The 16,897-nt window shown below is 62.8% G+C and carries 21 protein-coding genes; 13 read left to right on the forward strand and 8 right to left on the reverse strand.

Annotation, left to right across the window (positions count from 1 at the left end; all coding sequences use genetic code 11):
* Window positions 1-11 precede the first annotated feature (11 nt).
* Both FHS78_RS18085 and FHS78_RS18090 read left to right on the forward strand, forming a co-directional pair.
* On the forward strand, window positions 12-440 hold the full coding sequence (locus tag FHS78_RS18085; protein ID WP_167095779.1) for an EVE domain-containing protein: 429 nt from the start codon (window positions 12-14) through the stop codon (window positions 438-440).
* Window positions 441-444: 4 nt separating this feature from the next.
* Window positions 445-813 carry a Rieske 2Fe-2S domain-containing protein gene (locus tag FHS78_RS18090; protein ID WP_167095780.1) on the forward strand — a complete coding sequence of 123 codons (369 nt, stop codon included), beginning with the start codon at window positions 445-447 and terminating at the stop codon, window positions 811-813.
* 83 nt (window positions 814-896) lie between these two features.
* Here the strand turns inward: FHS78_RS18090 and FHS78_RS18095 are convergent, their stop codons facing one another.
* The 3 genes from FHS78_RS18095 to FHS78_RS18105 are packed head-to-tail and all read right to left on the reverse strand — an operon-like array spanning window position 897 to window position 2,320.
* Window positions 897-1,271 (reverse strand): type II toxin-antitoxin system death-on-curing family toxin, encoded by a 375-nt coding sequence (locus tag FHS78_RS18095; RefSeq protein ID WP_167095781.1) that lies wholly within the window; start codon window positions 1,269-1,271, stop codon window positions 897-899.
* Window positions 1,272-1,281: 10 nt separating this feature from the next.
* The gene (locus FHS78_RS18100) at window positions 1,282-1,530 is read right to left on the reverse strand and encodes a hypothetical protein (RefSeq protein ID WP_167095782.1); all 249 of its coding nucleotides are present in this window, start codon (window positions 1,528-1,530) and stop codon (window positions 1,282-1,284) included.
* A gap of 43 nt (window positions 1,531-1,573) precedes the next feature.
* Window positions 1,574-2,320, reverse strand: coding sequence for a creatininase family protein (locus FHS78_RS18105; protein ID WP_167095783.1), 747 nt, complete (start codon window positions 2,318-2,320; stop codon window positions 1,574-1,576).
* Between the two features lie 62 nt (window positions 2,321-2,382).
* Here FHS78_RS18105 and FHS78_RS19515 point away from each other — a divergent pair, with 62 nt between their 5' ends.
* Both FHS78_RS19515 and FHS78_RS18115 read left to right on the forward strand, forming a co-directional pair.
* Window positions 2,383-2,841 carry a GNAT family N-acetyltransferase gene (locus tag FHS78_RS19515; protein ID WP_205305379.1) on the forward strand — a complete coding sequence of 153 codons (459 nt, stop codon included), beginning with the start codon at window positions 2,383-2,385 and terminating at the stop codon, window positions 2,839-2,841.
* A 25-nt stretch (window positions 2,842-2,866) separates the two neighbouring features.
* Window positions 2,867-4,117: a CaiB/BaiF CoA transferase family protein gene (locus FHS78_RS18115; protein WP_246220588.1), complete on the forward strand. Its 1,251-nt coding sequence runs from the start codon at window positions 2,867-2,869 to the stop codon at window positions 4,115-4,117.
* Here the strand turns inward: FHS78_RS18115 and FHS78_RS18120 are convergent.
* Together FHS78_RS18120 and FHS78_RS18125 are read right to left on the reverse strand one after the other, a co-directional pair.
* Window positions 4,114-4,686, reverse strand: coding sequence for a sulfotransferase domain-containing protein (locus FHS78_RS18120; RefSeq protein ID WP_167095785.1), 573 nt, complete (start codon window positions 4,684-4,686; stop codon window positions 4,114-4,116). The two genes, FHS78_RS18115 and FHS78_RS18120, sit on opposite strands and share 4 nt — an antisense overlap.
* 65 nt (window positions 4,687-4,751) lie before the next feature.
* On the reverse strand, window positions 4,752-4,985 hold the full coding sequence (locus tag FHS78_RS18125) for a hypothetical protein (protein WP_167095786.1): 234 nt from the start codon (window positions 4,983-4,985) through the stop codon (window positions 4,752-4,754).
* 166 nt (window positions 4,986-5,151) lie between these two features.
* Between FHS78_RS18125 and acs the strand changes: the two genes are divergently transcribed.
* From acs to FHS78_RS18145, 4 genes are all read left to right on the forward strand, one after another.
* Window positions 5,152-7,119, forward strand: coding sequence for an acetate--CoA ligase (gene acs / locus FHS78_RS18130; RefSeq protein WP_167095787.1), 1,968 nt, complete (start codon window positions 5,152-5,154; stop codon window positions 7,117-7,119).
* 127 nt (window positions 7,120-7,246) lie between these two features.
* On the forward strand, window positions 7,247-7,678 hold the full coding sequence (locus FHS78_RS18135) for a hypothetical protein (RefSeq protein ID WP_167095788.1): 432 nt from the start codon (window positions 7,247-7,249) through the stop codon (window positions 7,676-7,678).
* Window positions 7,679-7,782: 104 nt separating this feature from the next.
* The gene (locus tag FHS78_RS18140) at window positions 7,783-8,481 is read left to right on the forward strand and encodes a MerR family transcriptional regulator (RefSeq protein ID WP_167095789.1); all 699 of its coding nucleotides are present in this window, start codon (window positions 7,783-7,785) and stop codon (window positions 8,479-8,481) included.
* Complete coding sequence (locus FHS78_RS18145; RefSeq protein WP_167095790.1) at window positions 8,478-8,888, forward strand: PIN-like domain-containing protein; 411 nt, start codon at window positions 8,478-8,480, stop codon at window positions 8,886-8,888. The genes FHS78_RS18140 and FHS78_RS18145 overlap by 4 nt, the downstream gene beginning before the upstream one ends.
* Here FHS78_RS18145 and FHS78_RS18150 read toward each other — a convergent pair whose 3' ends face one another.
* Both FHS78_RS18150 and FHS78_RS18155 read right to left on the reverse strand, forming a co-directional pair.
* A complete protein-coding gene (locus FHS78_RS18150) occupies window positions 8,889-9,584 on the reverse strand; it encodes an extensin-like domain-containing protein (protein ID WP_167095791.1) in 696 nt (231 codons plus the stop codon).
* A 28-nt stretch (window positions 9,585-9,612) separates the two neighbouring features.
* Complete coding sequence (locus tag FHS78_RS18155) at window positions 9,613-9,840, reverse strand: DUF1674 domain-containing protein (RefSeq protein ID WP_167095792.1); 228 nt, start codon at window positions 9,838-9,840, stop codon at window positions 9,613-9,615.
* Window positions 9,841-9,974: 134 nt separating this feature from the next.
* Here FHS78_RS18155 and htpX point away from each other — a divergent pair, with 134 nt between their 5' ends.
* The 5 genes from htpX to FHS78_RS18180 all read left to right on the forward strand — a co-directional run bounded on the left by htpX (window position 9,975) and on the right by FHS78_RS18180 (window position 16,342).
* The gene (gene htpX, locus FHS78_RS18160) at window positions 9,975-10,838 is read left to right on the forward strand and encodes a zinc metalloprotease HtpX (RefSeq protein ID WP_167095793.1); all 864 of its coding nucleotides are present in this window, start codon (window positions 9,975-9,977) and stop codon (window positions 10,836-10,838) included.
* A gap of 98 nt (window positions 10,839-10,936) precedes the next feature.
* On the forward strand, window positions 10,937-12,271 hold the full coding sequence (locus FHS78_RS18165) for an RsmB/NOP family class I SAM-dependent RNA methyltransferase (protein WP_167095794.1): 1,335 nt from the start codon (window positions 10,937-10,939) through the stop codon (window positions 12,269-12,271).
* A 297-nt stretch (window positions 12,272-12,568) separates the two neighbouring features.
* Window positions 12,569-13,624, forward strand: a complete 1,056-nt coding sequence (locus FHS78_RS18170; RefSeq protein ID WP_167095795.1) for a glycosyltransferase family 9 protein — start codon at window positions 12,569-12,571, stop codon at window positions 13,622-13,624.
* A gap of 103 nt (window positions 13,625-13,727) precedes the next feature.
* On the forward strand, window positions 13,728-14,390 hold the full coding sequence (rpe, locus tag FHS78_RS18175; RefSeq protein ID WP_167095796.1) for a ribulose-phosphate 3-epimerase: 663 nt from the start codon (window positions 13,728-13,730) through the stop codon (window positions 14,388-14,390).
* Between the two features lie 65 nt (window positions 14,391-14,455).
* Window positions 14,456-16,342 (forward strand): heparinase II/III family protein, encoded by a 1,887-nt coding sequence (locus FHS78_RS18180; RefSeq protein WP_167095798.1) that lies wholly within the window; start codon window positions 14,456-14,458, stop codon window positions 16,340-16,342.
* 3 nt (window positions 16,343-16,345) lie between these two features.
* Here the strand turns inward: FHS78_RS18180 and FHS78_RS18185 are convergent, their stop codons facing one another.
* Window positions 16,346-16,750, reverse strand: coding sequence for a PaaI family thioesterase (locus tag FHS78_RS18185; protein WP_167095800.1), 405 nt, complete (start codon window positions 16,748-16,750; stop codon window positions 16,346-16,348).
* Window positions 16,751-16,897: the final 147 nt, after the last annotated feature.

Below are 16,897 nucleotides of genomic sequence, written 5' to 3' on the forward strand. Positions count from 1 at the left end.
GGACGAACGCGATGGCTTACTGGCTTTTCAAATCCGAACCCGGCACCTGGTCCTGGGAAGACCAGAAAAAGAAGGGCGCCAAGGGCGAACCCTGGGACGGCGTGCGCAACTACCAGGCCAACAACAATATGAAGGCCATGAAGAAAGGCGATCTCGGCTTCTTCTATCACTCGGTGAACGAGAAGCGGATCGTCGGCATCGTGCGCGTCATCGGCGAACATCGCCCGGACCCGACCGACGAGAAAGGCAAGTTCGGCCTCGTCGACATCGAAGCCGTCTGCGACATGCCGAACCCGGTAACGCTCGACGACGTGAAGGGCGAACCGGATCTGCATGAAATGTCGCTCATCAAGCAGTCTCGTCTTTCGGTCCAGCCCGTCGAACCCGATGCGTGGAAAAAGATCTGCGCCATGGGCGGGCTGAAGAAACTCCCCAAATAAACCCGTGAAGAACCCGCTCGCCCGGCCCGGCGCGCCCGCCCCCGGCACGCGCCTCTGCGCGCTCGACGACATCGACGAACCGGGCGCCAAAGGGTTCCTTTTCGGCAAGGGCGCGGACCGCTTCGACATGTTCCTTGTACGGAAAAACGGCGCGGTCAGGGCCTACGTCAATGAATGCCCGCACGCCTTCACGCCGCTCGAGACATGGCCCGACAAGTTCCTGACGCTGGATGAGGAACGTATCATCTGCTCGACGCACGCCGCCCTCTTCCGCATCGAGGACGGCCATTGCACCTCCGGCCCCTGCGCTGGAAAATCGCTGATCCCGATCCCGGTCGAAGTCGTGGACGGCGAGGTAAGGATCGGGAGCTAAAGCTTTCCGCCCGGACCGGCCACCCGCTGCAACGTCGTCCCGGAGACAAGCCCGGAACGACAAATGTCTTTGTCGCCGGCATTCTAAACCTTGCGCGTATTCTCCCTCAGCCACGGCTCCAGCTTCTCGAAGCGGAATTCGCCGCGATCGAAGAGTCCGATCATGAAGTCATAGGCCTCGACCGGATCGGCCTCGAAGACATAGCCGTTGAGACGGAGAAAAACATCTGCCGCCGCGAAGGCGATACGCTTGTTGCCGTCGATGAAAGGGTGATTGACCGCCAGGCTTTCGAGCAGCGCGGCCGCCTCCGCAATCACGTCTTCGTAATAGCCGGTCTGCGGACGGAACAGGGCAGACTCCGCCGCCCCCATATCGCGCACGCCATGCGCGCCGCCATAAAGGTCGATCAGTTCCGCCTGCATGGCGAGGATTTCGGCCAGCGTCAGATAATCGGGCATCGCTCAGCCGCTATTTGGCGAGACGCTTGTAAAGCTCGGCGTTGCGCCGGACGCTGTCGCGGAAATGCGCCATGACCTGCTCGCGCGGACGCACGGCCTCCCGGCTTTCCAGATAGCTCCGGAATGCCTCTTCCACCACGGCCTGAAACTGACGACCTTCCGTCTTGGCAAGCTCTCGCATCCTGGCGAGAAGCTCCGGATCGGCCTGGCTGGCAAATTTTTCACGCGCGGTCATGGAAACGACCCCATCAAGTTTCATCAAGCAGTATCATGATATCGCGTGAGGGGCGGATTTCAACCCGCTAACTCGCCTCGAACGCCCGGAAATCCTCGATCAGCGCCTTGGCCGACATCTCCAGCAGCACCTTGCCGTCTTCCGGCTTCGCCAGCGACGGGTCGGACCCGATCCGCCCGTCGGGAAATTTCGCGCGATAATCTTCGGCATCGGTAAAGCGGCCATTGGGCGCGACCTTCGGGTTCATCTCCACCTTTTTGATCGCGTCCGGATAGGCGTAATAGGTGACGGCGACTTCCGACGGTGTCGCATGGCTGCCATGCGAGGCGCCATAGAGCTTCTTGCAATGGTCGAAGACCGGCTTGTAATCCCACCAGTTGACGCGCTTGAGCTTCACCGGCCCGCGATTGGACGCGGCGCGTCCGAGCGAGCGGTCGGCATAGATTTCGGCAAAGGCGGCATCGATGGTCGCGACATTCCCGCCATGCCCGTTGAAGAAATAGACTCGTTCGAAGCCGTGATGCGCGAGCGAGGCCACCCAGTCATAGATCGCGGCGATCATGGTGGAGGGGCGAAGCGTCATCGATCCGGCAAACCCCAGATGATGCTGCGCGATCCCGACATTGAAGGTCGGCCCGACGAGAATGCCCGCCTCCTCGCCCGCGCGATGGGCGATCGCTTCCGGACAGATCGCGTCCGTACCGATGAGCCCGTTGGGCCCATGCTGCTCGGTGGACCCGATGGGAATGACGATGCCCTTCGACCGCGTGAGATAGTCTTCGACTTCGGGCCAGCTCGATTTGTGCAACAGCATGATTGCCTCCTGCGCCCTATTGTGACCGTTTAAGGGACCGATCTCCACCCGGGAGGGACATAGTGAGGATCAGACAGGCCGCAACAGCCGATGCCGATGCGCTCGCCGCTATCTTCATCGCCGCCCGCGCACACATGCCCTATCTCGATCCCGGCCTTCACAGCCGGGCGGAGACGCGCGGCTTTATCTACAATGTCGTCAGCAGTCAGACAGTCTGGATCGCGGAAAACGGCGGCATAGCGGGATTTGCCGCCATGGAGCCTCGAAGCGGCGACAACTGGCTCCATCATCTTTACGTCCGCCCCGACCGCCAGAACGCAGCGGCAGGCTCCCGTCTCATGGCGGAAGTAAAGAAATCCATGCCCCAAGGCTTTTCGCTCTGGGTTTTTCAGGCCAATCTCGGCGCGCGGCGCTTCTACCGGCGCCATGGCTGCCGTCTGGTCAAGGCGACCGACGGCGCCGAAAACGAAGAAAAACTGCCCGACATGCTGCTGCGCTGGCCGGGCCATAAGAAAATTTGAGAAAAGAAGTCAGGGAGTAGAGGCGTTGACGACAACGAATGAGCTGGCCGCCGAGAATACGGGCCCGCTGAAGGGCGTGCGCATTGTGGATCTGACCGCTGTGGTGTTCGGCGCCTATGCAACCCAGATCCTGGCCGATATGGGCGCGGACGTGCTGAAGGTGGAAGCGCCTTCCGCCACGGGCGGCGGCGGCATGGGCGGCGACATCATGCGCTGGCCCGGCCACACGCCGGAAGGCGCACCCGCCGATCTCGGTCCGATCTTCATGACCATCAACCGCAACAAGCGCTCCGTCCTCCTGGACCTCCGCTCCGAGGAAGGCCGCGAGGCGCTGCTGAAACTCATCGCCACGGCGGACGTGCTGACCTCCAACATCCGCTATGACGGCATGGTCCGTCTCGGCCTCTCCTATGAAGACGTGAAGGCGGTGAACCCGTCGATCATCTTCGTCCATGCGGCGGGCTATGGCTCCAACGGACCCTATGCCGGTCTCCCCGCCTATGACGATCTCATCCAGGCAGGCTCCGGCGCGTCGGACCTGCTGCCCCACATGGACGGCAACGAACAACCCCGCTACATGCCGACGATCGTCGCCGACAAGGTGTCGGGCCTCTTCATGGTCTCCGCTATCACCTCCGCGCTCTATCACAAGGAGAAGACCGGCCAGGGCCAGTTCGTGGAAGTACCCATGTATGAGGCGGTCACCTCCTTCGTGCTGGCGGAGCATTTCTACGATCATGTCTACGACCCGCCCACGGGCGATTGGACCTATGGCCGCATCACCAATCCCGACCGCCGCCCCTACAAGACCAAGGACGGCTATATCGGCCTGCTGCCCTATTCCGACAAGCAGTGGGAACAGTTCTTCGAACTCGCCGGCCGCCTCGACGAATACAGGAACGATCCGCGCTTCAAGGACTACAAGACGCGCACCCAGCACATTCGCGAGCTCTATGCGATGATCGAGGAAACGACGCAGACCAAGACCACGCAGGAATGGCTCGAGGTGCTGCAGCCGCTCTCCATTCCCGCCGTGAAGGCGAACCGGCTGGGCGATCTGCAGGACGATCCGCATCTGAAGGCGGTGGATTTCTTCGCGCGCTACGAACATCCCGACGCAGGCGGTTATTTCGCGCTGCGCCCGCCGGTCCGTTTTTCCCAAACGCCCTCCACCATTCGCCGTCACCCGCCGCGCCTCGGCGCGGACACCGAAGAGGTGCTGCGCGAGGCGGGCTTCAGCGAGGACGAGATTGGAAAGCTGAAACCAGAATCCTAGTCTCGGCGCCAGCTTTCAGGAACACGCTCCCCGAACTCGGTGAAACAGAAGTCGTAGGCTTCGGCAAACCGAGCTCGGGCTTCGGCCACAAGATGCGGCGCGAGTGCAGTTCGCTCCGGCGCCGCATTGATCATCTTGCCATACGCACCCGGCTGGAAAGGGATACCAAGAAAATCGCACAGCCTTGCCACCTCGGCATCGCTGAAGAGGTTCTCGTAAAACCCGGTGAACACGCGATCGCGGGAGAAGACTGAATAAAGCCGTGTCAGTGTCTTGTGGTAGTAGCCGCGCTCCAGATAGACCGGATCTTCCAGCGCCTTGAGGAACGCCGCTTCCCCGTCGCTATGCGCAGTACCGTTGCGCTTGTGCATACGAAGCTGCGAGTAGACGCGCTCTACCGGGTCGCGCATCAGGAAAATCACTTTCACTTCGTTGAACCGGCGAGCCACATCCTCAAAGCCGGCCACGGGGAGAAGCGAATAAGACGGCGTGATTTCACCGAACAACCGGCAACGCTTGGGTACATAACGCTCGAAATAGGCGCGATAGGCTTCCGGCTCTGAGATCATGCGGACGCGCCATGCAGCTTGCTTTCGCCCGCGCACTTTCTGCGACCATGGCGGGGACAATACCCTTAGCCGGGCTGCCGCCAAGTCGCGATAAACATCGTCGAAATGCGAGCAGAGATCGGGGCAATATCTGGCATCGAAATGGGGCAATATCTGGCATCGAAATAATGCAATTCTTTCCATGGCGAAGGCATAAACACCTCCGGGCGGCGCTCCAGATAATCATGCAGCCAACTTGTGCCCGCTTTCTGTGCGCCCACGCCGAGGATGAAACATTTATTGTCAAGTGAAGAGCCCATGAAACCCTATTATCGATTTGTGGCGAAAAACGCTACCACTGCTGGAAATGGATGACGAGATACGGTGGCGAACCGAAATCGGCAACCACCTTGCTGCTCACTGTCCCGCTGCGCATAATGCCGCCAAAGAAGAAAAGCCCTCAATTTTCGGGAAGGAGGCGTCCCCATGTCCAAGGCAGAAGCCGACACGCAACCGGCAACCGTAATCCCCGTCCCCGACGAGTGGAAAACGCGCGCGCTGGTGGATGAGAAGAAGTACCGGGAAATGTACGACGCCAGCGTCAACGACCCGGAAGGCTTCTGGCGCGAACACGGCCAGCGCATCGACTGGATCAAGCCCTATACCAGGGTGAAGGACACCAGCTACGATCCGCACAACGTGTCGATCAAATGGTTCGAGGACGGCTCGCTCAACGCCGCCGCCAACTGCATCGACCGTCACCTTGAAAAAAATGGCGACCGGGTCGCCATCATCTGGGAAGGCGACGAGCCCGACCAGGACAAGAAGATCACCTATCGCGAGCTTCACGAACATGTCTGCCGCTTCGCCAATGTGCTGAAGGCGCGCAACGTGAAGAAAGGCGACCGCGTCACCATCTACATGCCGATGATCCCGGAAGCGGCCTATGCCATGCTCGCCTGCGCGCGCATCGGCGCGGTGCACTCCGTGGTGTTCGGCGGCTTCTCGCCCGACAGCCTGGCGAACCGCGTGGTCGATTGCGACTCGCGCTGTATCGTCACGGCGGATGAAGGCGTGCGCGGCGGCCGCAAGATCCCGCTGAAAGCCAACACCGACGAAGCGCTGAAACAATGCCCGGACGTGGATACGGTCGTCGTGGTGAAGCGCACCGGCGGCAATGTGAACATGCAGTCCGGCCGCGACATCTGGTACGAGGAAGAAGCGGCGAAGGTCTCGCCCGATTGCTCGCCGGAAGAAATGAACGCGGAAGACCCGCTCTTCATTCTCTACACCTCCGGCTCGACCGGCAAGCCCAAGGGCGTGATGCACACGACCGGCGGCTACATGGTCTATGCGTCCATGACGCATCAATATGTCTTCGACTATCACGACGGCGACATTTACTGGTGCACGGCGGATGTCGGCTGGGTCACAGGCCACAGCTACATCGTTTATGGACCGCTCGCCAATGGCGCGACGACGCTGATGTTCGAGGGCGTGCCGAACTATCCGGACAGCTCGCGCTTCTGGGATGTTTGCGACAAGCACAACGTCAACATCTTCTACACCGCTCCCACCGCCATCCGCGCGCTGATGCGCGAAGGCGAAGGCCCGGTGAAAAAGACAAGCCGCAAATCGCTGCGCCTGCTGGGTTCGGTCGGCGAGCCGATCAACCCGGAAGCCTGGCTCTGGTACCACAAGGTGGTCGGCGACGAGCGCTGCCCCATCGTCGACACATGGTGGCAGACGGAAACGGGCGGCATCCTCATCACGCCACTGCCCGGCGCGACCGACCTCAAGCCCGGTTCGGCGACGCGCCCCTTCTTCGGCGTGAAGCCCGTCATCGTCGATCACGAAGGCAATGTGCTGGAGGGTGCGACGGAGGGCAATCTCTGCATCGACGACAGCTGGCCCGGCCAGATGCGCACCGTCTATGGCGATCACGAGCGTTTCGTGAACACCTACTTCATCCAGTATCCGGGCCGCTACTTTACCGGCGACGGCTGCCGCCGCGACGAAGACGGCTATTACTGGATCACGGGTCGCGTGGACGACGTGCTGAACGTCTCCGGCCACCGCATGGGCACGGCGGAAGTGGAAAGTGCGCTGGTCGCGCATCCGAAAGTCGCCGAGGCCGCGGTCGTCGGCTATCCGCACGACCTCAAGGGTCAGGGCATCTACGCCTATGTGACGCTCAACGCCGGCGACGAGCCGAGCGAGGAGTTGCGCAAGGAACTGGTGCAATGGGTGCGCAAGGAAATCGGCCCCATCGCCTCGCCCGATCTCATCCAGTGGGCACCGGGCCTGCCCAAAACGCGCTCCGGCAAGATCATGCGCCGCATCCTGCGCAAGATTGCCGAAGACGATTTCTCCAATCTCGGCGACACCTCCACGCTGGCCGATCCCGGCGTGGTGGAAGACCTCATCGACAACCGCCAGAACAAGGCCGGTTGAATATCGTTACCTCGCGAAGCTGAAAGGGCCGCTCGTTCGAGCGGCCCTTTTGCCGGGAGCCATTGACGTGGCGGCTTCTCTCCGCGAGTAACGGGGAATCCGTCATCTGCAAAGGAGGCCATGCTTCATGTCCGACAAACCCGACCTGCTCTGGCAGGGCTTTCTTGGCCTTTGGGTGCTCGATCCCGAGAGCTGCCAGTACGAACAGGGCGACCCGCCCCGCGCGGGCAGCTATCGGATCGAGGAAACGCCGGACGGTCGCTTGAGCTTTCACATGGAATGGGTGGACGCCACCGGCGAGGAACACAAGGCAAGCTTCACCGGCACACCGAACGGCGAGCCTGAGCCTTTCGCGGGCGGCGACCTGGCCGATTCCCTGTCGGTCACGCCGGTCTCGGCGCGCGAGCTGAACTCCGCCGCTTTCTACAAGGGGCAGGAACGGATGATCGCCTCGCGCCAGCTCGACGACACGGGCGGCGCCATGCGCCTCATACAGGCCGTGCTGCTGCCCGACGGCACCAAGCCGACCAATATCTCGATCTATGTGAGAGCGCAGTGACCATTAATCCCCTGAAAACACGAAAGAATTAGTATCACCTAGCCAAGATACTGATCTGGTGTAGAATCTTCACAATACCGCAAGCTCGGACAGCGGATTTCACAGTGAACTTTGTCGAAAATAAAGCCAGCCTAGTAGGCATTGGTCTTTACACACCCAGTGAAGCGGCCCAACTCATTGGAGTTTCCGCACCCAAAATCACGCGTTGGCTTCGCGGTCACTCGATAGGCGACAAGACCTATGAACCATTGTGGCACTCCCAAGTGAATCTTGAAGATGGTCACACCTATCTTGGCTTCAGAGACCTGATGGAAGTCCGTGTAGCGGACGCATTCATCCAACAAGGCCTGAGCGCTCACAAAGTGCGGCGCGCTATTGAAGTCGCCCGCGAAATGATCCGCGAAGAGCGCCCTCTTTCCACCACTCGTTTCCGAACGGACGGGCGAAGCGTCTTTCTTGAAGTACTTGCAGAGGACGGCGAAACGAAACTCATCGATCTTTTCCGAAGTCAATTCGCGTTCAAGAAGATAATCGAGCCGAGTCTACGAAATATCGATTTCGAAGATGGGGTTCCCGCCCGGTGGTGGCCGATAGGCAAGGGAAAGCACATCGTAGTGGATCCCGAGCGGTCCTTCGGGCAGCCGATAGATGATCAAAGCGGCGTCCCTGCCGACGTGCTGTTTCAGGCAGTGGAAGCCGAGGGTTCTATCGAAGCTGCCGCAACGGTTTGGCAAGTTCCGGTTTCCTCCATAAAACACGCCGTTGAATTCCGACAGCGCGTACAACCGCAAAAAGCAGCGTGAAGGTCTTTTTCGACAATTGCACTTCACCGGTCCTAGCCTCCACCCTCGGAGGCTTTCTAGACCATCTCGGTCATTCAGCAACTCACATCAAAGATGCTAAATGCGGGCGTAGTGCGACCGATATCGAATGGATCGAAATGCTCGCGAATGACAACTCCGTATGGATTGTGATTACGGGCGATACACGCATCAGAAAGAACAAGCCAGAACGGACAGCGTTTCGCCAGTCCGGATTGATCGGATTCGTTCTTAGCCCCGCCTACCAGAAGACACCGATGAACAAGGTAGCGTCATATTTGTTGTGGCGATGGCCAGACATTGAAAGATTGACAGGGATCGTCGGCGGAGGCTCATTGCATGAACTACCCATGAACTTCAAAGGCAAAATCAAGCAGATGCCTCTATAACTACTTGCAGAAGCTCCACCGCCCCATCTCCAGGTGGAAATGATTGGCGTGGAGCTTGTTGTAATCGGGGCCCAGCACGCCGCGAAAGACCCCGCAGGCGCCGTCATGCACACGCGCGAGGAACTGCCCCTCCGGCGTGTCCTTGCCCCAATCCTTCAGGACACTGATCTTCCGTCCATCCGCCAGCACGAAAGCGGCGATGTCGATGGCCCGGCCTGTGGCGTGGTATGAAAGCCGTGCGTCGGGATCGTGGTTGATATTGCGGCATTGATAGGTGCCGTAATGGACAATGCGGGTGAGCTTCGAGCCGAGAATTTCCGCCGCCGCCGGTTCGGCCACATGCCGCTCCCAGATGAGGAGCGCCGTCATGGAGATGCAGGACAGACGCACCCCGCCGCCATAGCTCACATCCGAACGGTCGAGCGTCAGTCCGTCATCCACGCCGCAGCCTTGCGTGTCGGAGGCGATCGGCGCGCGCACCACCTCGGCCCGTGAGCGCCGCACCGTGGCAACGCAGGCCTCCGGCCGATGTTCGAGAATGCGCATCTTGATAGGGGTGGCGAGCGTTGGCTTGTCGGCGATCTCGAGCGGAGAGAAGGGGTTGATGCTGTCGGGCAGGTTCCACAAGCCCCAGCCCGCCAGAAAAGCCATGCCGGAGAACAGGGCCACCCGCGCCGCGACAGCCCACCGGTTCAACCCATCCTTATGACCGTCCTTGCGCCATCTAGAAATCGGAAATGATCCCCTTCACTTCCCAGTCGCCATAACGCGCCGGGTCTTTCCCGCCGCGCCCGTCGACCTCTTTCGGCGTGGGATTCTCGGCGGCGAGGCGGTCGGCCTCCTTCCGGCGCGCATCGGCTTCGGCCAGCGCGCGCTGCGCCGCCGGGGACAACTCCTTTTTCGGCGCGTTTTCCGGCTCTTCGTCGTTGTTACGGGGATTTTCGACGCTCATATCCGCTCCGGATCTGCTTGAAGCCCATGACGATTGTCCACATATAGAGCGAGGTTCCGCCCCGCGCCACCCCGCGCCGACGGGATCCCCGGATCGGACAACTCGGATCGAACAAAGGAGCGATAGACGAACAGATGAACACGTTCAGGACCGGCATTCTGCTCGCCGCCATGACGGCCCTTTTCATGGGGCTCGGCTATCTGATCGGCGGCGGCGCGGGCATGGCCTTCGCATTCATGCTTGCCGCGGGTATGAACCTCTTCGCCTATTGGAACTCCGACAAGATGGTGCTGCGCATGTATAACGCGCAGCCCGTGGACGAGCGTACCGCGCCGGAATATGTGCGCCTCGTGCGCCGCCTGGCCGAGAATGCCGGCATCCCCATGCCCGCCACCTATATCGTCGACACGCCCCAGCCCAACGCCTTCGCCACGGGCCGCAATCCGGACCACGCAGCGGTAGCGGCAACGCGCGGCCTCATCGAAATGCTGACGCCGGAAGAGCTCGCCGGTGTCATGGCCCATGAGATCGGCCATATCCGCAATCGCGATACGCTGACCATGACCATCACCGCGACCATCGCAGGCGCGGTTTCCATGCTCGCCAATTTCGCGCTCTTTTTCGGCGGCAACCGCAATGCCGGCGGCATTATCGGCACGCTGGCGCTGGCGATCCTCGCCCCCATGGCCGCGGGCCTCGTGCAGATGGCAATCAGCCGGACCCGCGAATATTCCGCCGACCAGGCGGGTGCCGAAATTTCCGGCCACCCCATGTGGCTCGCTTCGGCGCTGGAAAAGATCGAGAACTATGCCCACCGGTCACGCAACGACTATGCGGAAGCCAACCCCGCCACGGCGCATATGTTCATCATCAACCCGCTTTCGGGCGAAGGCCGCGACAGCCTCTTCTCCACGCATCCGGCAACCGCGAACCGGGTTACCGCGCTGAAGAAACTGGCGCAGGAGATCAACCGGGCAAACGGCCGCCCATGGGGATAAGAGGCCGCGATGCCGCCGAAACGCAGCGTGAGCCATCCGTAGGCGGAAGGGCCTCTTCCATGCTTTCTTTCGCCTCCCCCTTGTGATCTAACCCTGCCATGTCCACACCGAACCGACAGAAAGCGCCGCAGGGCCTCGCGCCCCGCGCCGGAGCCGCCGCCTTGCTGCGCGCCGTCCTGCAAAAGCGACGTCCGCTCGACGAAGCCTTCGCCGCGGAAGCGGCGAGCGGCAGGCTGGCCGGCTGCGAACCGCGCGACCGCGCTTTCGCCCGCGCGCTCGCCGCCACCACGCTGCGTCGCCTCGGCACCATCGATTGCGTACTGGACGCTCTTCTGGAAAAGCCCCTGCCCGCCCGCGCCGGCCATGTCCGCAACATTCTGCGCATCGGCCTTGCCGAACTCCTCTTCATGGGCGTCGCGCCCCATGCCGCCGTCGGCATGGCCGTCGAAAGCGCAAATGCCAGCCGCGTCGCCCGGCATTTCAAGGCACTGGTGAACGCCATTCTCCGCCGCGCGGACCGCGAACGCGAGACGCTGCTCGTCGGGCTCGACATGGCAAGGCTCGACACGCCGGACTGGCTCTTCGAAAGCTGGTCGCACGCATATGGCGACGTCACCGCGCAGGCCATCGTCGAAGCCCACTACGCCGACCCGCCTCTCGACATCTCGGTGAAACACGATCATGAACGCCAGTACTGGGCGGACGAGCTGGGCGCGGAAATCCTGCCGACGGGCAGCTTGCGCCTCAGAGAAACGACGCGGGTGGAGACCCTGCCCGGCTTCGATCAGGGCGCCTGGTGGGTGCAGGACGCCGCGGCGGCCATCCCGGCGCGCCTGCTCGGCCAGATCGCCGGCGCCGAAGTGCTCGACCTCTGCGCCGCGCCGGGCGGCAAGACAGTGGAGCTTGCCGCCATGGGCGCGCGGGTCACGGCGCTCGATCGCTCCAGGGCGCGCCTTGAGCGCGTGAGCGAGAACCTCGCCCGCGTCAATCTCGCGGCCGAACTGGTCGCCGCCGACGCCGCGCTCTGGCAGCCCAAAAGGCAATGGGCCCGCATCCTGCTCGATGCCCCCTGCTCGGCAACCGGCACCGCGCGCCGCCACCCCGATGTGCTGCGCCTCAAAACGCCGGGCGACCGCGACAAGCTCGCCGCCCTGCAGGCCCGCATTCTGGCCCATGCATCCGGCCTGCTCGCACCGGGCGGCATCCTCGTCTACTGCACCTGCTCGCTGGAACCCGAGGAAGGCCCGCGCCAGATCGACACATTTTTGGCCGGACGACCCGGCTTTTCACGCCTGCCCATCCGCGCCTCGGAAGTCGGCGAGCTGAGCGCCCTCGTCACGGCGGAAGGCGATATGCGCAGCCTGCCCTGCCATCTGGACGACCGGGGCGGCATGGACGGCTTCTATGCGGCCCGGTTGATCCGGTCTAACTGAAAAGAAAATAAATAATAATACTATAGGTATAATTCTTTCAATACTTACAGAACAAGTATTGTTCTATGTAAATTTTCCGAAATACATGGGGGCATTTTCCATCTAATCTTTCAGGATGGAAAACGCTTCCGATCCCGCAAGCCGATTTTCTGCCCCATCGCCTCACCTTCTTCGACAGCCCCTCGCTCACCGTGCTCGCCCGGCATATCGGCGCAGCCAAGGCACAAGGGGCCGCGCTGCGCGTTTGGAGAGATCGGCCCAATTTGCTATCTATCGTCTCAAGTCGATGGGGGACATATGGCAAATAGAGGTCGGGGGACCGCTTCATCCGGTGCGGCGCGCAAGCGTATCGCGGTCTTTTCCGGGCACGACCAGCTCGGCGACGGACTTTTCAAACTCCCCTTCGTCCGAAGCCTGCGGGCAAGCTTTCCCGACGCGGAAATCCATTGGGTCTCGGCCTATCGGTGCACCTATTCGGGCGTTCTCGCCCCTCTGGTCGCCCCCTTCATCGACCGGGTCCACACCATGACGGGCCTGGCGAAAAACAAGCGCCAGCTCATCCTGCCGCCCCGCATCCCGGGAACGCCCTTCGATATCGCAATCGACACCCAGACGCTTTTCTGGAAATCGCTGGTGGTCAGGCGCGGACTCAAACCGAAATGCTTCATTTCAGCGGCCATGGACTATCGGCTTTCCAGCATCCAGCCGCCCGACGACCGTCGCACCAAACCGCGGCACTTCGTCGAGCATCTGCTGCGGCTGGTCGAACTGGCGGCGGGTGAGGATTTCCGGCGCGACGACACGCCCGTCGAAATCCCCGCCGAACTCGACGATCTGGCCGGCGCGCTGCTGCCGGACTCGGCAACCGGCAGAGCCCCCTCCCCTTATATCGGCATCGCCCCCGGCTCGGGCGATCCGGCCAAGCGCTGGCCGCTGGAGCGCTTCATCGCGCTGGCCAGACATTTCGAGGACCGCGGCCTCCGGCCGGTCTTCATGGTCGGTCCCGGCGAAGCGGACCTGCTGGAGCCGCTGAGGATGGCCTTTCCGGAAGCGCTTTTCCCGGAGCAATCCCTGCCACCGGGCAAAAAGCCCGGTCCGCTCCTGGTCGCCGCTCTCGGCCGGCGTCTGGCAGGCTCCATCGCGAACGATTCCGGGCTCGGCCATTTGCTGGCCATTTCCAGCAAACCCCTCGTCCTGCTCTATGGCCGCCACACACCAGCCAAATACGCCCCGCTGGCGCCTGGCCTTAGGACCGTCTGGGCACAGGAATTCGGCGGCATGGACCATACGCTCATCCCGCTCGACCGCGTGGAACGGGAGATGGAAGCCGCGCTGGCGCAAACCGGGCCTTGACCGGAGCGGACGGGCTTTCTTGCGCCGATTCAAGGCGGGTGCTACTGAACGGAGATCAGGCTTTTTGCCGCAAGTCTCCCGCATTTCCGCCACCGAGTTTCACATGAGCGCCATCAAGATCGCCCCCTCCATCCTCGCCTCCGATTTCGCCCGACTGGGCGAGGAAGTGAGCGCCATATGCGAGGCGGGGTGCGACTATGTGCATGTCGATGTGATGGACGGCCATTTCGTGCCCAACATCACCATCGGCCCCTCGGTCGTGAAAGCGTTGAAGCCGCATTCGACGAAACCCTTCGACGTCCATCTGATGATCTCTCCGGTCGATCCCTACATCGCCGACTTCGCGGAAGCGGGCGCGGACATCGTCACCTTCCACCCGGAAGCGGGCCACCACCCCCATCGCACCATCCAGTCCATCAAGGCAGCGGGCTGCAAGGCGGGCCTGTCGCTCAACCCGGGCACGCCGCTTGAAATGCTCTGGCCGCTGCTGGGCGATCTCGACCTCGTCCTCGTCATGTCGGTCAATCCGGGCTTCGGCGGGCAGAGCTTCATCGAAAGCCAGCTTGCCCGCATCGAAACCATCCGCAAGCGCATCGACGCCGAAGGCCTCGACATCGAACTGGAAGTCGATGGCGGTATCAATTTCGAGACGGCGCCCCGCGCGATCACGGCCGGCGCCAATGTCCTTGTGGCCGGCACCGCAACCTTCAAGGGCGGCCCGTCCGCCTATGCGAGCAATATCGCGGCCCTGCGCGACGAGAAGTAGGCGCCCTTTGACGGGACGTCGGCAGGGACGTCGTTCGGGACGTTTCAGGGAGGCGGTCACACACGATGGCCGGTGAAAGCGCGAAAAAGGCATCGGCGAACGGCGGCCCGGTCTCGGGAAACCGGCTGATCGACCTTGCGTTCGCAGCGGCGGGCCGTATCCGCACCGCCGCCATGGACCGCTTCTACGGCACATGGGTCTACGGGCAGACGCTGCGCGGCCCCATGCCCGATCACATGCTCCATTACCCTAGGGAACTGCGCCCGGGCCGCGCCTCGCGCGCCGACGCCATGTTCCAGGGCCGCTGGTTCCTGCCCGGCGGACAGGTCCGCGCCCCGGGCGGCTCCTCGCCCTTCGCCGCCGATCCGCCCAGCCTGACCTGGGCGGAAGAGCTTCACGGGTTCGCCTGGCTCCGGCACTTCTCGGCCGCCAACGCCCAGAACAACGGATCGGCCGCCCGGGAATATGCCCGCAAGCTGATGTCTGAATGGATCGAGGTCGAAGGGCGCTGGCACCCGGTCGCCTGGCGGCCCCATGTCATCGGACGGCGCATCATCTCGCTGGTCTCCAACGGGCCCCTCATCATCGACGGCTCGGAACTCGTCTACCGCTCGACCTTGCTGCGCAACATGGCGCGTCAGGCCCGCCACCTCGCCCGCACCGCCCATCGCGCCCCCGACGGCGCACCGCGCATCACCGCGGCCATGGGGCTTGCCTTTTCCGGTCTCTGCCTATCGGAAGGTCATCGCCGGCTGGACAAGGGCCTGAAACTGCTCTGCCACGAACTCGACCGCCAGATCCTGCCGGATGGCGGCCATGTCAGCCGCAACCCGTCGGCCCAGCTCTCCATCCTGCTCGACCTGCTCATGCTGCGCGACAGCCTGCGCGACCGGCATATGAACGTCCCCAAGCCCATCCGCGACGCGATCGACCGCATGACGCCCATGCTGCGCTTCTTCCGGCACGGCGACGGCAGGCTCGCCCTTTTCAACGGCGCCAATGAAGGCCCGGAAGGCGCCATCGACGCCGCGCTGGATCGCGACGACGCCAAAGGCCGCCCCTTCGGCTTCGCGCCCCATTCCGGCTATCAGCGGCTGGCGGCGGGGCCCGCCAATATCGTGGTCGATACGGGCCGCCCCCCGCCCGGCCCCTTCAGCCATGATGCCCATGCCGGTTGCCTCTCCCTCGAAATGAGCGCGGGCCGCGCCCGCATGATCGTGAATTGCGGCGCCACCCGCGTTCTCGGTCCCGACTGGGAGGCGGCAAGCCGCGCAACCGCGGCCCATTCCACCCTGGTGCTGGCCGACACCTCGTCGGCGCGCATGCTGCGTGGCCGCCTCTCGCGCCGTCTTCTGGGCGCGCGCATCATGGAAGGCCCGGCACATATCGAAAACCGCCGCAACGAAAACGAGGCCGGTATCTGGCTGGAGGCCGCGCATGACGGCTATGCCGCCGACTTCGGCCTGATCCATCGCCGCCGGCTTTACCTGTCCGGCTCGGGCGAAGACCTGCGCGGCGAGGATCTGCTCGAACCCCTGACCCACCCCATCCGCAAATGGCCGTGGCAGCCGCGCTTCTGGCGCAAGCCGCCCGAGGACCCGTCCTATGCGGTTCGCTTCCACATCCATCCCGATGCGCGCGTATCGCTCGCCCATGACCGCTCCAACGTGCTGGTGCTGCTGCCCAATGGCGACGGCTGGCAGTTCCGCGCCCGTGTCGCGGAAGGCGACTGCCTGATCGATATCGAGGAGAGCGTCTATCTGGGCTCGGGCGACACGACCCGCCGGGCCGAGCAGATCGTGGTCTCCGGGGAGGTCTTCCGGGGCGAGGCCAAGGTGAACTGGGCCTGGCGGCGGCTTTCCACCCGCAATGCGGGCAAGGAAAACGAGACCGCCGCCATGCCGGAACTCCCCGAACTCGCCATGCCGGACGAAAAGCCGGAAAAGGGCTGAGCCTCAGCTCGATTTCGGCTGGAGAACCATCTGGCTCTGCGTGACCACGGCGCAAAGCCGCCCGTCGCCCCGCGTGATCTTCGTCTGCCAGACCATCAGCTTGCCGCCCTTGTGAAACGGCTCGCAACAGGCCGTCGCGACATCTCCCAAAACTATGGGCGCAAGGAAATTCGTCTTGCTCTCCACCGTGGTGGTGGTCGCGCCCTCGGGCAGGTTCAGCACGGTCGCCACCGCCCCTGCCGTATCGGCCAGCGACATGATGGCGCCGCCATGCATGATGTCGGGCACGGTGCAATGTTCCTTCTTTACCGCGATCGCGGCCACGACCTTGTCGGGACCGGCCTCCTTCAGTTCCATACCGAGACGGTTTGCGAAGGGAAGCTGCGATATATCGGGGCGTGTAGCCATCGGTTCGGCTCCATGTTCGGGGTTGTCGGGGCCGATGCTAGAGCGGGGCCGCAGGCGGTTCGATTACCTCGGGCGTATGATTCCGGCAATCGAGCCGGGCTTGGAACCACCCGGGTTTCGTGCTATCGCCCCCGCATCCCGCCACAT

Origin of the sequence: Parvibaculum indicum (assembly GCF_011762095.1) — a bacterium.
Lineage (GTDB): Bacteria > Pseudomonadota > Alphaproteobacteria > Parvibaculales > Parvibaculaceae > Parvibaculum > Parvibaculum indicum.

Coding starts and splice junctions, on each gene's coding strand:
- FHS78_RS18085 (WP_167095779.1), top strand. CDS start 12: ATGGCTTACTGGCTTTTCAAATCCGAACCCGGCACCTGGTCCTGGGAA.
- FHS78_RS18095 (WP_167095781.1), bottom strand. CDS start 1,271: ATGCCCGATTATCTGACGCTGGCCGAAATCCTCGCCATGCAGGCGGAA.
- FHS78_RS18100 (WP_167095782.1), bottom strand. CDS start 1,530: ATGAAACTTGATGGGGTCGTTTCCATGACCGCGCGTGAAAAATTTGCC.
- FHS78_RS18105 (WP_167095783.1), bottom strand. CDS start 2,320: ATGCTGTTGCACAAATCGAGCTGGCCCGAAGTCGAAGACTATCTCACG.
- FHS78_RS18120 (WP_167095785.1), bottom strand. CDS start 4,686: ATGATCTCAGAGCCGGAAGCCTATCGCGCCTATTTCGAGCGTTATGTA.
- FHS78_RS18125 (WP_167095786.1), bottom strand. CDS start 4,985: ATGGGCTCTTCACTTGACAATAAATGTTTCATCCTCGGCGTGGGCGCA.
- acs (WP_167095787.1), top strand. CDS start 5,152: ATGTCCAAGGCAGAAGCCGACACGCAACCGGCAACCGTAATCCCCGTC.
- FHS78_RS18135 (WP_167095788.1), top strand. CDS start 7,247: ATGTCCGACAAACCCGACCTGCTCTGGCAGGGCTTTCTTGGCCTTTGG.
- FHS78_RS18155 (WP_167095792.1), bottom strand. CDS start 9,840: ATGAGCGTCGAAAATCCCCGTAACAACGACGAAGAGCCGGAAAACGCG.
- htpX (WP_167095793.1), top strand. CDS start 9,975: ATGAACACGTTCAGGACCGGCATTCTGCTCGCCGCCATGACGGCCCTT.
- FHS78_RS18165 (WP_167095794.1), top strand. CDS start 10,937: ATGTCCACACCGAACCGACAGAAAGCGCCGCAGGGCCTCGCGCCCCGC.
- FHS78_RS18170 (WP_167095795.1), top strand. CDS start 12,569: ATGGCAAATAGAGGTCGGGGGACCGCTTCATCCGGTGCGGCGCGCAAG.
- rpe (WP_167095796.1), top strand. CDS start 13,728: ATGAGCGCCATCAAGATCGCCCCCTCCATCCTCGCCTCCGATTTCGCC.
- FHS78_RS18180 (WP_167095798.1), top strand. CDS start 14,456: ATGGCCGGTGAAAGCGCGAAAAAGGCATCGGCGAACGGCGGCCCGGTC.
- FHS78_RS18185 (WP_167095800.1), bottom strand. CDS start 16,750: ATGGCTACACGCCCCGATATATCGCAGCTTCCCTTCGCAAACCGTCTC.